This is a genomic window from Arthrobacter sp. Cza30 (genome assembly GCF_059090765.1).
On sequence record NZ_JBNHGA010000015.1, the window covers coordinates 76,977 to 90,689 of the forward strand.

The 13,713-nt window shown below is 66.0% G+C and carries 13 protein-coding genes and 1 pseudogene; 10 read left to right on the forward strand and 4 right to left on the reverse strand.

Going from position 1 to position 13,713, the window contains the following annotated elements; genetic code table 11:
• Window positions 1-32: 32 nt before the first annotated feature.
• Window positions 33-1,553: an asparagine synthase (glutamine-hydrolyzing) gene (gene asnB / locus AC5RVZ_RS31740; protein ID WP_494069579.1), complete on the reverse strand. Its 1,521-nt coding sequence runs from the start codon at window positions 1,551-1,553 to the stop codon at window positions 33-35.
• A 213-nt stretch (window positions 1,554-1,766) separates the two neighbouring features.
• On the opposite strand from asnB, the gene abc-f reads away from it, so the two are divergent.
• From abc-f to AC5RVZ_RS31770, 6 genes are all read left to right on the forward strand, one after another.
• Entirely contained in the window at window positions 1,767-3,404 is a 1,638-nt protein-coding gene (gene abc-f / locus AC5RVZ_RS31745) for a ribosomal protection-like ABC-F family protein (RefSeq protein WP_494069580.1), read from the forward strand.
• A 264-nt stretch (window positions 3,405-3,668) separates the two neighbouring features.
• A complete protein-coding gene (locus AC5RVZ_RS31750; RefSeq protein ID WP_494069592.1) occupies window positions 3,669-3,971 on the forward strand; it encodes an ArsR/SmtB family transcription factor in 303 nt (100 codons plus the stop codon).
• Entirely contained in the window at window positions 3,968-4,453 is a 486-nt protein-coding gene (locus AC5RVZ_RS31755) for an SRPBCC family protein (RefSeq protein WP_494069581.1), read from the forward strand. The genes AC5RVZ_RS31750 and AC5RVZ_RS31755 overlap by 4 nt, the downstream gene beginning before the upstream one ends.
• Window positions 4,454-4,616: 163 nt before the next feature.
• Window positions 4,617-5,105, forward strand: coding sequence for a pyridoxamine 5'-phosphate oxidase family protein (locus AC5RVZ_RS31760; protein WP_494069582.1), 489 nt, complete (start codon window positions 4,617-4,619; stop codon window positions 5,103-5,105).
• 50 nt (window positions 5,106-5,155) lie between these two features.
• Window positions 5,156-5,695 (forward strand): hypothetical protein, encoded by a 540-nt coding sequence (locus AC5RVZ_RS31765; protein ID WP_494069583.1) that lies wholly within the window; start codon window positions 5,156-5,158, stop codon window positions 5,693-5,695.
• 270 nt (window positions 5,696-5,965) lie between these two features.
• On the forward strand, window positions 5,966-8,332 hold the full coding sequence (locus tag AC5RVZ_RS31770) for a putative bifunctional diguanylate cyclase/phosphodiesterase (protein ID WP_494069584.1): 2,367 nt from the start codon (window positions 5,966-5,968) through the stop codon (window positions 8,330-8,332).
• A 24-nt stretch (window positions 8,333-8,356) separates the two neighbouring features.
• Here AC5RVZ_RS31770 and idi read toward each other — a convergent pair whose 3' ends face one another.
• On the reverse strand, window positions 8,357-8,887 hold the full coding sequence (gene idi, locus AC5RVZ_RS31775; RefSeq protein WP_494001605.1) for an isopentenyl-diphosphate Delta-isomerase: 531 nt from the start codon (window positions 8,885-8,887) through the stop codon (window positions 8,357-8,359).
• Window positions 8,888-9,066: 179 nt separating this feature from the next.
• On the opposite strand from idi, the gene AC5RVZ_RS31780 reads away from it, so the two are divergent.
• The 4 genes and pseudogenes from AC5RVZ_RS31780 to AC5RVZ_RS31795 all read left to right on the forward strand — a co-directional run bounded on the left by AC5RVZ_RS31780 (window position 9,067) and on the right by AC5RVZ_RS31795 (window position 11,627).
• Entirely contained in the window at window positions 9,067-9,921 is an 855-nt protein-coding gene (locus AC5RVZ_RS31780) for a helix-turn-helix domain-containing protein (RefSeq protein ID WP_494069585.1), read from the forward strand.
• 312 nt (window positions 9,922-10,233) lie between these two features.
• The gene (locus AC5RVZ_RS31785) at window positions 10,234-10,920 is read left to right on the forward strand and encodes an IclR family transcriptional regulator (protein ID WP_494069586.1); all 687 of its coding nucleotides are present in this window, start codon (window positions 10,234-10,236) and stop codon (window positions 10,918-10,920) included.
• Between the two features lie 5 nt (window positions 10,921-10,925).
• A pseudogene (locus tag AC5RVZ_RS31790) lies at window positions 10,926-11,078 on the forward strand (helix-turn-helix domain-containing protein); the annotation flags it as partial.
• A gap of 30 nt (window positions 11,079-11,108) precedes the next feature.
• Complete coding sequence (locus tag AC5RVZ_RS31795) at window positions 11,109-11,627, forward strand: IclR family transcriptional regulator domain-containing protein (protein WP_494069593.1); 519 nt, start codon at window positions 11,109-11,111, stop codon at window positions 11,625-11,627.
• Window positions 11,628-11,758: 131 nt separating this feature from the next.
• On the opposite strand, the gene AC5RVZ_RS31800 is transcribed toward AC5RVZ_RS31795, so the two are convergent.
• Window positions 11,759-13,051 carry an MFS transporter gene (locus AC5RVZ_RS31800; RefSeq protein ID WP_494069587.1) on the reverse strand — a complete coding sequence of 431 codons (1,293 nt, stop codon included), beginning with the start codon at window positions 13,049-13,051 and terminating at the stop codon, window positions 11,759-11,761.
• A gap of 190 nt (window positions 13,052-13,241) precedes the next feature.
• The gene (locus AC5RVZ_RS31805) at window positions 13,242-13,637 is read right to left on the reverse strand and encodes a carboxymuconolactone decarboxylase family protein (RefSeq protein WP_494069588.1); all 396 of its coding nucleotides are present in this window, start codon (window positions 13,635-13,637) and stop codon (window positions 13,242-13,244) included.
• Window positions 13,638-13,713: the final 76 nt, after the last annotated feature.

A 13,713-nucleotide genomic window follows, 5' to 3' on the forward strand; every position in this document is an offset into this window, starting at 1 on the left:
CAGTCCCGGGCCTCCCCGAAACCGCCCGCGTCTCAGGCCTCCGCGAAACGTCCCACCGTCTTCTGCGCGTCGATCCCCGGCAGGGCGGCCGCGAAGATGCGGTAGTAAGCGAGTTCCTCGCGGGTCCGCACCGGCGGATCCAGCACGCCTGCCTCGTGCTCGAGCTCGGCTTCGCTGACCGAGGCTTCGAAGTGTTCGCGGAGTACATCGTTCATGCCGGTGCCCTCGCCGAATTGCTCCTTCGGCCGCCAGAGCACCTCGTGCGGAACCATCCCGTCGAAGGCCTTGCGCAACAGCCATTTGGCCGGCCGCTCCGGTCCGGTCAGTTTCCACGCCGGCGGCAATGCCAAGGCCAGTTCCACCATGTCCAGGTCCAGGAAGGGCAACCGCGGTTCGATCCCGTTGGCCCCGGCCACCCGGTCCACCCGCTGCAGTCCCCCGATGGGCATGCCTTCGATGGTCTCCAGCAGGTCCTCGTGCAGCGCCTCGCCGGAGTCGTGGCGGCCGTAATGCGAGTAGCCGGCGAACAGCTCGTCTGCGCCCTCGCCCACCAGCACGATCTTCACGTGTTCAGCGGCCAGCCGGGACACCAGGAAGTTCGGCACCGCGCTGTGCACCAGCGTCGGGTCAAAGGATTCAAGCTCCGCGATCACCTGCGGTACCAGCGCGATCGCATCCTCGGCGGTGTAGACCAGCTCGTGGTGCTCGGTCCCCGCGGCGGCCGCCATCACTCGGGCGGCGAGCAGGTCGGCGCTGCCCTCCAGCCCGACGGCGAACGTCTTCAAAACCTTCCCGCGCTCCGCGGCCTTGCGGGCCGCCACGGCCGTGACGATGCTGGAGTCCACCCCGCCCGACAACAGGACGCCCACCGGCACGTCGGCCTCCAGGCTGCGCTCCACCGCCCGGACCAGGGTGTCGCGCAGGGCATCGAAAACCCACTGCGGCGGATCCTCGTCCGGCCGCCGGCTCTTGAGCAGCACCGGGGCGCCCGCCGGGAAGACTGGCCCCGCCATCAGGCCGTCCTCCGGCGTCCAGGCATGGCCCGGCGGAAACGGCTCCACGAAAGGCCGCCACAAATCGTCGAACGCCTTCATTTCGGAGGCAAACAGCACGGTTTCTTCGCGCCGTGCCCAGTACAACGGGGACAATCCGAGCAGGTCCCTGGCCGCGACGAACCGCCCGTCATCGCCCGCGACCACCAGGGCGAACGGGCCCCAGAGCTTGTCGAAGGCGGCGACGCCGAGCTCCTCGTACAGCCGCAGCGCGGCCTCCAGATCGGAGCGGGTCCGGAAGCCCTCATGCCCGAGCCGGTCACGGATCCGGCGGTAGTTGTAGATATTGCCGTCGCCGACCAGCCAGGCGTCGCCGTCGCGGCCGGCCAGGGGTTGCTGCCCGTGATCCGGATCGACGATGGCCAGCTGCCGGCTGCCGAGCCAGGATTTGCCCACCCGGCGCGACCCCGACCCGTCCGGTCCACGGTGTGCCAACCGGTCCAGCATCCGTTCGCCCGCCGTCGCATCGAACTCCCCGTGGGCAGCCACTATCCCTGACATCTGCATCCCGCCTTCGCGCTTGTTCAACAAATCCGGCGCCGCATGCGGCTGGGCTTTGTCCGCCCCAGGCGCTGCGACGCGACTTCTCCAGCATAGCCAGCCGCCGCTCACGCCTTCCCCGCCGGTCGGGACGAGGCCGACGGGCCCCACGTACGTCGCCCTGGTAGCGGGTGCGGTCCGGACCACCCGCCGTCGCTCTCTAGACTGGTAGGCATGACTGCAACGCTGGTGGCCAAGGACCTCTCGGGCGGCCACGGCCACCGCACCCTGTTCTCCAACCTGAACCTGACCGTCGCGCCGGGCGACGTCGTCGGGGTGGTCGGCGCCAACGGTGCCGGCAAGACCACGCTGCTGCGGATCCTGGCCGGCGCGGACGCGCCGCTGGCGGGGTCGGTGAGCACGGCGCCCTCGGACGCCTTCGTCGGCTGGCTGCCGCAGGAACACGAACGGATTCCCGGCGAGACCATCGCCGCCTACCTTGACCGCCGCACCGGTGCCGCGGCCGCCACCGCCGCCATGGAAGCCGCGGCCGAGGCGCTGGGCTCCGGCTCCAAGCAGGCCGGCGACGCCTATGCCGCCGCCCTGGACCACTGGATGGCCAGCGGGGCAGCGGACCTGGAGGACAGGATCCCGCCCATGCTGGCCGAGCTCGGGCTGGACGTCGGCCCGGACGCGCCCATGACCGGGCTTTCCGGCGGCCAGGCCGCACGCGCCGCCTTGGCGGCCCTGCTGCTGAGCCGCTTCGACGTGGTTCTGCTGGACGAGCCCACCAACGACCTGGACCTGGCCGGACTGGCCCGGCTGGAGTCGTTCGTGCAGGGCCTGCGCGGCGGCGCAGTGCTCGTCTCCCACGACCGCGAGTTCCTGGCCCGCTGCGTGACCACCGTGGTGGAGTTGGACCTGGCCCAGAACAGGGTGGCCGTGTACGACGGCGGCTACGATGCCTTCCTGGAGGAGCGGGCCGTTGCGCGCCGTCACGCCCGCGACGCGTACGACGAGTTCGCGGAGAAGAAGGCGGACCTCGTGTCCCGGGCGCGGACCCAGCGCGAGTGGAGCTCGCAGGGCGTCCGGAACGCCATGAAGAAGAATCCGGACAATGACAAGATCCGCCGCAAGGCCAGCACGGAGTCCTCCGAAAAGCAGGCGCAGAAGGTGCGGCAGATGGAGTCCCGGATCGCCCGGCTGGACGAGGTGGAGGAGCCGCGCAAGGAGTGGCAGCTGCAGTTCAGCATCGGCGCCGCCCCTCGCTCCAGCTCGGTGGTCGCCACCTTGCACCGGGCCACCGTCCGCCGCGACGCCTTCACGCTCGGCCCGGTCTCGCTCCAGGTCAACGCCGGCGAGCGCATCGGCATCACGGGCCCCAACGGCGCGGGCAAGTCCACCCTGCTGCGCCTCCTGCTGGGACACCAGCAGCCCGACGACGGCGCCGCCGGGCTGGGTGCCAGCGTCGCCATCGGCGAGATCGACCAGGCGCGCGGCCAGCTCGCGGAGGACCGGCCGCTCGGTGCCGCCTTCGAGGCACTGGTACCGGACTACAGCCAGGCCGAGGTCCGCACGCTGCTGGCAAAGTTCGGCCTCAAGGCCGACCAGGTGTCCAGCGCCGTCGGTGCCCTCTCCCCCGGCGAACGCACCCGGGCCGCCCTCGCCCTGCTGCAGGCCCGCGGCGTGAACCTGCTGGTCCTCGACGAACCCACCAACCACTTGGACCTGCCCGCCATCGAACAGCTGGAGCAGGCGCTGGACGGCTACGACGGCACGCTGCTGCTGGTCTCGCATGACCGCCGGTTGCTGGAAAACGTCCGGCTGGACACCCGCTGGGACGTCGACGGCGGCCAGGTCACCGTCCGCTAATGCCCGAATATGGCGCAGGCTCTCCCGGTTGCGGCGCCGGCCAAGTATCCGTCCGCTGAGTCCCTGACGTCGCGCAGGCTCCCCGGCTCCGGCCCGCCCTCGGGCCCACCCACCCCGCCCCGCCCACCAGGCTAAAAGTTCGCCGCTGCCCCTTGACCGGTCGCCGCGGCAGGAGTAGGTTTTATTCAACCGAAAGGTTGATCAAAGGAAGAGTTGAATAACGTGACCGGTAGCAGCGACGAGGCCCTCCTGGACAGGGCGTTCATGGCCCTGGCGGATCCGGCCCGCCGCAGCATCATCGCCCGGCTCAGCCGCGGACCGGCAACGGTCAACGAGCTGGCCGAGCCCTTCGAAATCTCCAAGCAGGCGGTTTCGAAGCACATCCAGGTCCTCGAGCAGGCACAGTTGGTCACCCGCACCAGGGAAGCCCAGCGCCGGCCCGTTCACCTGAACGCAGCACGGCTCGAAGCGCTCACCGCGTGGATCGACCAGTACCGGCTGGTTCGGGAGGCGCAGTACCGCGGACTGGACGCCGTGCTCGGCCAACTATCCAAGGACAAGCCATGACCAACTCACTCAAAGTCGCCCTCCCGGAGGGCCTTCCGTTCATCGACACAGAACGCGAGTTCGACTATCCCGTCGCCGACGTTTTCCGCGCCCATAAAGACCCCGACCTACTCAAGCAGTGGCTGGGCCCGCGGGGCATGAAGATGGACGTCGATCATTACGACTTCCGCACCGGCGGCAGTTACCGCTACCTCCACACCGGACGCGACGGCCAGCAGTACGCCTTTACCGGCATTTTCCACACGGTCCGCGAGAACGAGTTCGCCATCCAGACGTTCGAGTTCGGCGGCTACCCTGACGTCGTCAGCATCGAGTTCATGACCTTCGAGGACTTGGGCAACGGACGCTGCAAACTGATCGGCCATTCCGTCTACCCCACGCTGGAGGCGCGCGACGGCATGGCCCAGTCCGGCATGGAAAGCGGCATGAGCGAAGGCTACGAGCGGCTGGACGAACTGCTCGCCGGCGCCCGCACCGCGTAAAGAGGCGGCACCGCCGCGCCTTGGGGTCGGAGCCCGCCGGGCCCCGGCCCCTTTGCCGCGCGCACTTCCCTGTTCAACCGTTCCCGCCCGCAACCACCATTGGCCTCCTCGGAATTAGAAAGTATGCTGAGGATTCCCTGCACCCTAGTCGGAAGGTGGTTTCATGGCGAACGATGATGAAGGACGCAAGGAAGTAGCCAAGATCCTGAAGGACGCTGACATCGGCGTCCTCACCACGGTCAATGCCAGCGGTCAGCTGTTTAGTCGGCCCCTGGCGCTACAGGAAGCGGAGTTCGACGGCGACCTGTGGTTCGTGACGCACGATCCCTCGCCCAAGGCCAACGAAATCCGAGCCAATCCGCACGTCAACGTGTCGGTCAGCGGGTCGGACGGCTACCTCTCCATCTCGGGCACCGCCTCAATCGTCCGCGACCAGGCGAAGATCGACGAGCTGTGGGGCCCCATGATGGAACCGTGGTTTGAAAACGGCAAGGACGACCCGACGGTGGCTTTGCTCCGGGTCGAGGCCCACACCGCCGAATACTGGAAGCCGGATTCCCCCAAGGTGGCCACGCTGTTCAAGCTGGCCAAGGGAATGGTCACCGGGAAGAAAGCAGACGACGTCGGCAAGAACGACGTCGTCAACCTTTAGCCGGAGGCATTTGCCGATCGGCAAGACAGCACGCACTTAAGGAGTCAGCAATGTCCGGAAATCTTTTGGCCCGTTCTGTGCACGACCTTACTGCCGCCGCCTGGTTCGGCGGATCACTGATGGGCGCCATCGGTCTTAACGGTGCGGCCGCCGCCGCCCAGGATCCGCGGGAGCGGACCCGTTTGTCCAGCATCGGATGGATGAAGTGGGCACCGGTCCAGACCGTAGCCTTCGTATCGCACCTTGCTTCCGGTTTGCCGCTGCTGGCGGGCAACAAGGGCAGGATGGTCCAGCAGGAAGGGGTTACGCGGAATACCGTGATCAAGACCGTTGTCACCCTGGCCGGCGCTGGCGTCACCCTCTACGCCGGCATGCTGGGCAAGAAGGTGGAGAAGATGGCCGAGCAGGGGGCAGAGGGCGCCACCGAGCCGTCGCCGATGGCATCACCGGAACTTAAGTCTGCCCAGAAGCAGCTCAAGCTGCTGCAGTGGATCATTCCGGCCTTCGCCGGCACTGTCATCGTGCTCGGTGCCAAGCACGGTGAAATGCAGCGGCCCGCCACCTTCTTGGAGGGGCTGCTCAAGCACTAAAGGTGAAGGCCCGCCCATGCGGTTTGCCATGTCCGGCGCGAGCCGGACATGGGCCGCGGATGGGCGGGCCGCCTGCTTTGTGTCTTTCGGTGGGCTGGTGCTGGTCGCCGGTGACGAAGGCATCCGCCCGGCGTCGGCTTCCCTTGACCCCTCCCCCCTTCGGAGCGTCAGCCACCCGGTGCGCCGGCTGCGCGTGCTGCACGGTTACGATTGTTGAAACGTTAACATCGGACGGCAGAAGAAGTGGGGAACGGGCATGCCGGCAGCATCATGACGGCCACCAAGGCGGCGGCCGCCTTCGCGTGGGCTGCCATCGCCGGCATTTCGGCTGCCGGGCTGCTGGTGATGTGCCAGGTCGTCGCGGCTTCGATCGTCGCTCCGCCACGGTTCGACCTCGTGGCCGTCCTCTCCGTGCTGATGCTGGTGCTGGCCTGGCACCTGCGGGTGGATACGCCGCTCATGCGGCGCCAGACCACCGCCGCGATGACCGCTGCCGTGATCGTCTGCAACGACCTCACCGCCCCGCTGCATGAGACGGTGGTGGTGGTGGGAGTCGGGCTGCTGGCCACCCGCGTGGTTTTCCTGCGCTTCCGCTGGGGAGAGCTGTACTGGTTTATCAGCCGGCTGCTCGCCTCCGCCGTGCTGGTAGCGATGTTCCAGGCCTTCCACGCCGCCGGCTTTGCGTGGCCGGCCGCCCTGCTGGCCGGCTGGCTGGCCTTCTTCCTGACCGCTATCGCCGTCGAGCGTTCCTTCGCCACCACCGCCACGCGGAGCAGCACCTTCCGCAACGGCATCGGTTGGGCGCCGGCCCTGTGCACGCTGGCCATCAATCTGCTCCTGTGCCTGGCCGCCCAGTACGCCGCCCTCCGGTTCGGCCACGACGGCGTCCAGTCGCTGCTCCTGGTCTTCGCGTCCGTGCTGGCGCTTGCGGTCACCGGCTGGCTGCGCAACCGTGAGCTGCGCCGCCGCCTCACCGGCCTGGTCGACGCCTCGCTTGAGCTGCCGTGGAGCCCGGACGGCCTCGACCGGACCCTCCTCGCCGCAGCCAGCGCCTCGGTGCGCGCCGACCGCGTCTCCTTGCGTCCGGAGGCGCCCCAAGAGAGGGAAATCGGTGTCCGGATGCGCCGCTGGGACCACGGCGACAACTACCTGGTGGCCTCGCGGAACGGCGGCGCACAGTTCACGGAGGAAGACGAGCAGGTGCTCGACGCGCTGGCGCACGTGGGCAGCATCATGGTCCGGCACGATGAGCTGGTGCACGAGCTGCGGCTGCAGGCGGACACCGATGCCCTGACCGGGCTGGGCAACCGGCGCGCACTCTGGCAGCGGCTGGCCGAGATCAATGCCGGCCGCCGCCCCGGCGAGGCCATCGCCGTCGTCTATCTGGATCTGGACGAATTCAAGGCCGTCAATGACAGGCACGGCCACGACATCGGTGACCTGCTGCTGACCGCCACCGCGCAGCGGATACGCTCGGAAATCCGCGAGGACGACGTGGCCGCGCGTATCGGTGGCGACGAATTCGTCGTGGTGCTCCGCGACGTCACCAGCGAAGCCGGCGCCCGCGCCGCTGCCGAACGCATTGCCGCCGCGATCGCGCGCCCGCTCACGGCCCGCGGCAACACGCTGCGGGTGCGGGCCAGCATTGGCGTGGCGTACTCGGACCGCCCGGCGCCCAACATCGAGGAGCTGCTGCGCAACGCCGATTCCGGGATGTACGGCTCCAAGCGGCTGCAGCAGCAGCTGCGCGACTCAACGCGCGACGGCTCCGATGCCGAAGCCTGCCTGGCAGTGGCGGTTGAACGCGGCATCCGCCGGCACCTGCTGCGCGTGGCGCTGCAGCCCATCGTTTCCCTGGACCTGGACGCGGTCGTCGGGTTCGAGGCCCTGGCCCGCTACGAAGACGACGAACTCGGCAACATCCCGGCCGACCGGCTGGTCACCGAAGCGAACCGACTGGGCCTGCTCAACGAGCTGACCATCCAGGTGATCGACGGTGCGGCGGCGGCGATGGCCCGAATCAGCGAAGTCACCAGTGTCCGCTCCGTCTCCGTCAACGTGGAACTGGGCCAGCTCGCCGACGGATCCCCCGTCGTGGACAGGCTGAGGCGGATGCGCGCCGAAGGGCCGGAGCTGAACATCATCGTGGAGCTGACCGAAAACTCGTTGGACAAGATGTCCGAGCAGTCCCGGGCAGCCCTCGTGCAGTTGCGCGGCGAGGGCTTCAGGATCGCCGTGGACGACTTCGGCTCCGGCTACTCATCCATGAACTCGCTGACCGAGTTCCCCTTCGACATCGTCAAGGTAGACCGCTCGCTGGTCAGCGGCGACGACGGAAGCGCCCGGGACGACGACGAAACCGCACGGAACATCGTGGTCAGCCATCTAATCGCCATGTTCACCGCGCTGAAGGCGGACGTGGTGATCGAGGGGATCGAGACCGCCGAGGCCGTGGAGTGGCTGGCCGGCTGCCCGGGTTTGAATGCGCAGGGCTTCTACTTCGGCCGGCCCATGTGGCCGGACGAAGTCATCGCCCGGCTGGTGACCTCCGGCACCGCGGCCCTGCCGGCCCCGACCCGCCGCGATTCCCGCCCTGCCACGGCCGGGCGGGAAATCGAACATTCGCCTGCTCCCTGAGGCGCGGCTCTGTCCCTGCGGAAGCTAGGCCAGTCGTTCCAGGGCCTGGAGCTGCAGCACGATCCACGGGCTGAAGGCCCACGGCGCGGCAGTCGCGGCGGTCCGCAGGTCGGAGGGGCGCACCCAACGGTACTCGGCCACCTCGTCATCGCGCGGCGACAGTTCGCCGGCGGCCAGCGCCGTGTAGACGGGGCAGAACTCGTTCTCCACAATGCCGGAGGCGTCCACCGCGCGGTAGCGGAAGTCCGGCAGCACCAGCTTCAGGTCTTCCAGCCCGAGCCCCAGCTCGTAGCGCACCCGTCGCCGCACGGCGTCGGCCATCTCCTCCCCCGGGGCCGGATGGCCGCACGCTGAGTTGGTCCAGACGCCGGGCCAGGTCAGCTTGTTCAGGGCGCGCCGGGTCACCAGCACACGGCCCTCGGCGTCGGAAATGTGGCAGGAAAAGGCGAGATGCAGCGGTGTCTCGCCCGTATGGATCTCGGCCTTGTCGGCGACGCCGGCGGGCTTCAGGTTCTCGTCCAGGAGCACTACCTGCTCGGTTGTTTCCGCCGTCATGTTGGCCCGGACCCGGGCAGCTGCCGTTGCCGGGAGAGCGCCCGGCGGTCAGTCGTGTTCATACCAGTCATTGTATGGGCGGGCGGGAGGACCGCCGGCGGCGTGCGGGAGCTCGTCGCGCCCGCACACGGGTGCAGACGGTGGACCGGCGTCCCCCGCCGGTGAGGCAGTATAAGAGCATGAATGATGACGCGGCGCGAACCGACGAAAGGCCGGCAACGAGACAGGTCAAACTCATCGGCGAGCGGCTGCGGCGGGCGCGGGAGGACCGGGGGCTAACCATCCTCGAGACCGCAAAACACACCGGGCTGACCAAGGGCTTCATTTCACAGGTGGAGCTGGGAAAAACATCGGCCTCCGTCGCGTCACTTGCCTCGATCTGTGATGCGCTGAATCTTCCGCTCTCGGCCCTCTTCGAGCCGCCGGCTGTTCACCTCGTCAGGGCGGACGCCCGCGAACCGGCCCGCTTCCTCGGCCACAAAGTCGCCGATTCCATCCTGACGCCCCCGGGCCAGGGAGGCGAAGGAGCAGTGGAACATCGTTTCGCCTGTGACACGATCACGTCATTGTTCGGAGTTGAGGCATTCCGGGAACTGGAGTACCCGATGACGGGTTCGGAGGACTTTCCCATGTCCTCAATGACGTTCCGGGAGCCTTCCTGGTTCTGGGAGCCAAGATTGACGAGTCAACAGAGACCAGTCACTCACCGCGAGCTGACCTTGACGAAGCAGTTCTCCCCAGGGCTGCCGCGGCACTGGCAGCCTTGGCACATAGCCGGCCAGGCTGGACGGACTCCCCTGCCCCGTTCACACCGTAAGCCGCCCTTCCACGCCGACATCGGCGCCGTGGCCCGCCACGGCGTCGACAACGGCGCCCTGGGTTGCTCCGATGGCATCGCGCTGATGGCGCCATTCGCCCTGGTCCCTGACTGCCACGGCGAAACTAGGACTTTTTGCATGTCCGGCCGTGCGCGGTTCACAGAACGACGTCGGCGCTCACGGGAGCACCGTCGTCGCCCTTCGCGCGGCTTCTAACTCTCCGCATCGCGTCTCAGCCCGGCAGAATCGACAACACCATCAAAACGGCTTCGGACAGGGACGTGGCTCCACTTGTCGACGTACTACTCGGGAACCACACACCCTAGGAGAGAAACGGGAGAATGAGCCTCAAGCCCTCTCGGCCACAGCCGTCGCGAGGCCGTGACTTTAGGCGTCCGGGCATTTATGAGGAATTTATCTGAATATCGAACTTCTGAGCTATGCTATGGGACAGTAGCCACAGCTCGATAGACACACGAACAGGAGGGCAAAATCGAAACAGCGCAAACCGCTGATTACGCTCTCCGCGTGCTCATTGAGCTTGAAAGACTCGATGGTCAAAGTGTTGCCGAGCTGTCAGCGCAGTTGAACCTCAGTCGTCCCATCATTCAGCGAATAGTCACCACATTGCATCGGCGCGCTTTCGTGTCGAAGCTGCGCGACGGCAAGTTCTGGCTTGGGCCCGGGCTCACAGCGCTAGGCCAAAACCTCTCTTACGAAATCGCCGAACTCGCGCAGCCGTTCATTCGCGACCTTGCCCAGGTAACGGGAGAGACGGTGGTCCTCGATGTCCCCGTTGGTGACGATGCACTCGTGGTTGCGTGCCATAGCGGAGGTCAGGGGCCGCTGCGCGTCGAGTTCTCGCTCGGTTTTCGGCACTCGCTGACACGCGGGGCGAGCGGACTGGCCATCTTGGCTTTCCAGAATCGCTCCGTCGAAGGGCTCGCCTTCGATGACCCGCAGTTGGACGCTGTACGCGAAAGGGGTTATGCGCTCACACGTGACGAGCTACAGGAACACATGGTTGGGATTGCCTGCCCTGTACTCGTCGGCGACAGAGTGGTGGCTTCTCTCACCGTCGTCGCCCCAAGCGTGCGCGCTGATCGGATCGATGACCACGTCGGGATTCTCCGCGAGGTCACCGACGATTTAGCACGCGCCTATCTGCAGACACGCACGCATGACCGTACCGTCAGGCTGAAGGTTGGAGGCTGACACTTATGAGCGACGTATCCAAGACGGCCGACAAGGCGCTTTCACTGCTTATTGAGCTGGCCGCACTCAAGACTGCGACGCCGCAACAGCTCGCGATGCGCACTGGTGCGAATCGCACCGTCGTGCAACGTCTTCTGACGACGCTGTTTGCACGGGAGCTCGTCACAAATAACGACGGCGTCTACGCATTGTCCTACCGCATCCGAGAGCTGGCCGAAGCCGTTCAGCCGAGGCTCCGCCGGGCAGTCGAATCCCCTGCTACTCATTTGTCGGGGACGACGGGCGAGACTGTCGTGTTTCAGATTGTGGACGGGCGTCAGCTCGTTGTCCTTGTCGAGGCCTGCCAGCCCCACGATCTCGCGCTCCAGGTACGCCACGAGGTAGGAGCAAGAAGCCCGGTACACCTGACCGCCTCGGGCGTCGCGATTCTCGCGGCACTGCCGTCGGCAGAAGCTCGCGCACTGGTAGGAGATCACTGGAACGACGAACTCCGGGAGATCATCAAGACCGCGCGGAAGAGCGGGTTTGCCCGCACCTCCGAAGAGTTGCAGCAGGGGGTTGTGGGTCTTGCCAAATCCGTGTGCGACAGGTCAGGGGTGGTCGGGAGCCTCGCGATCATCGTTCCCACAACGAGAGGAGACGCGCTGAACGAATATCGGGATGAACTGGAACGCGCCACCTCACACATCGAGAAATCATTGTCCTAGGCATCGTCTTTGGTTACGGGTCGCTCTGCGGAAGTGTCGTGTCTACCGCCGACTGGCGATGCAACCGTATTCGTCATAACATAACCGGTCGCCCTGACGGGACCACGGAGGTGCACAGCCTCCATCCCTTGCTATCCCAGACCTGGTTCTCCCATGACGACCGGACGGACTCGGGGCTTTACACGGTACAGGAGAGCGATGCAGCCAACGAGGGGTCCAATCGCAAGTACGAGCAAGCTCCATCGCCAGCCGAACCTTTCAGCAATGACCGCGGTCAAACCCATGGAGATGGCCGTGATGAAGTAGCCAACGGCGGTCTGAACGCTCAATGCTGTTCCAACGAAGCGTGGGTCGGTGACTTCGCTCAGCATGGTTGAGAAGACACCGGAGTCAGCGACCGCGGTTGCTCCCCAGATCACGCAAAACGGCACCAGGATCATCCATGGAGCCCCGAAGAGTGCGGGTGAGAGGAGGCAGCAGAGGCCACTCATCGCCAGCGCGACCGCCCCGATCGTTCGACGCCGAAGCCGGTCGGAAAGCCAACCGGCCAGGATGCACCCAAGCACCCCTGCTACGCCGAGCGCGACGAACGTAACGACCCCGGTCGACTGTCCCGATCCTGTACGCTGGCCTGCGGCAAGAAACAAGGGCAGACTCGCCCACAAGGCATAGAGTTCCCACATATGACCGAAGTACGCAATGTTTACTCGGCGCAACTGCCGATCTCGGAACATCCCGACAACGAATCGAGGGTCGAAGCTCTTTGCAGGGCCGGTGCTGTCGCTAAATTGCGTGCCCGCCCGAACAAAAGCGACCACGACTGCTCCGCCCATCGCGGTTACCAGCGCTGCGAGTATGGGAATGGCCCGCCACCCGAACGGGACCGTACCTAAGAGATAGGGCAACGCTGATCCGAGTGCGAGTGCGCCGAGAAGGGCGCCCACGGCTCTGCCTCTGCTTGCATTCGGAGACCAAGACATGATGAGCTTCATCCCGACCGGATAGATTCCCGCCATAGCGATCCCGGTCAGGACCCGAAGGGCCAGCGCACCGCCCGGGTCCATGCCGGGAAGAGCGAGGGCAATTGTGGATGCACCGGCGATGACCGTCGAGACCCCGAAGAGCAGGTGCAGAGATATTCTGTCCGCGAGGTTGAGAGCGGCCGAGGCGAGTGCGCCCGCAACGAAGCCTAGTTGCACAGAGACAGTGAGCCAACTGGCCTCGGCCGACGAAATCGCCCACTCTTGCTTTAAGCTGGGAACGACGGCGGACGCCGCAAACCACGATGCCATGCTGAGCACGCTCGCCAAAACGATCAGGCTGCGCTGCCACGATGGGCTACTTAACCTCGCACGCACTAGATTTCCCATGCACCACCCTCCCTCACCTTTATCCGTCCTGGGCCCCGGGCCACACGGCGACATCTTCCGCCTCCCCACAGATTTCGCAGTTTCAGATCAGTACCAATGCGTGATCCGACAATCAGGAGCTCAAATGGGTTGCTGAAGAAACCACGAAGGCAGCGGACACCGAGGTGATTCGTCCGTCAATTTGAAGCTTTCATCCGAGTTGACGTGCTCGCCGTCTGGGACCCGGCTAGCCGGGCGGAATTTCTCACTCAGGCTTGCGCTCTTCTGCTTCAAAGCTCGCCACGACCTCTTGCGCAAGCTTCATAGCTTCCAACCCCAAGGGCACACCGGCGTATACCGTGAGCTGGATTATCGCTTCTTTGATCTCCTCGGGAGTCAGGCCGTTACGAAGCGCACCTCTGAGGTGGAGCTTCAGTTCATTGGCCCGACCGAGCGTGCCGATGATCCCGATGTTGAGCAAGCTGTGGTCCCGGCGGCTCAATTTTTCACCGCCCCAGGCCTTTCCCCAGCAATACTCGGTCAGGAACTCCTGAAACTCTTGCCCGTAGTCTCCTGCGGCAGAGAAGGCTCGGTCGACATACTCCTCGCCGACTACTTCGCGGCGTGTACGGAGGCCCTGTTTGAACAGGTCGTTGGTCATTTCTTCGCCTCTGGTCTTTCCGCGCGCGTTAGCGCAGCTCGTTCTTGACGCTGTTGCGCAATGAGCCGATGCCCTC

Bases quoted from the DNA above. Each gene is read 5' to 3' on its own strand.
- AC5RVZ_RS31780 (WP_494069585.1), top strand. From the start codon at position 9,067: ATGAATGATGACGCGGCGCGAACCGACGAAAGGCCGGCAACGAGACAG.
- idi (WP_494001605.1), bottom strand. From the start codon at position 8,887: ATGACGGCGGAAACAACCGAGCAGGTAGTGCTCCTGGACGAGAACCTG.
- AC5RVZ_RS31765 (WP_494069583.1), top strand. From the start codon at position 5,156: ATGTCCGGAAATCTTTTGGCCCGTTCTGTGCACGACCTTACTGCCGCC.
- AC5RVZ_RS31805 (WP_494069588.1), bottom strand. From the start codon at position 13,637: ATGACCAACGACCTGTTCAAACAGGGCCTCCGTACACGCCGCGAAGTA.
- AC5RVZ_RS31770 (WP_494069584.1), top strand. From the start codon at position 5,966: ATGACGGCCACCAAGGCGGCGGCCGCCTTCGCGTGGGCTGCCATCGCC.
- AC5RVZ_RS31750 (WP_494069592.1), top strand. From the start codon at position 3,669: ATGGCCCTGGCGGATCCGGCCCGCCGCAGCATCATCGCCCGGCTCAGC.
- AC5RVZ_RS31800 (WP_494069587.1), bottom strand. From the start codon at position 13,051: ATGTCGCCGTGTGGCCCGGGGCCCAGGACGGATAAAGGTGAGGGAGGG.
- abc-f (WP_494069580.1), top strand. From the start codon at position 1,767: ATGACTGCAACGCTGGTGGCCAAGGACCTCTCGGGCGGCCACGGCCAC.
- AC5RVZ_RS31755 (WP_494069581.1), top strand. From the start codon at position 3,968: ATGACCAACTCACTCAAAGTCGCCCTCCCGGAGGGCCTTCCGTTCATC.
- asnB (WP_494069579.1), bottom strand. From the start codon at position 1,553: ATGTCAGGGATAGTGGCTGCCCACGGGGAGTTCGATGCGACGGCGGGC.
- AC5RVZ_RS31760 (WP_494069582.1), top strand. From the start codon at position 4,617: ATGGCGAACGATGATGAAGGACGCAAGGAAGTAGCCAAGATCCTGAAG.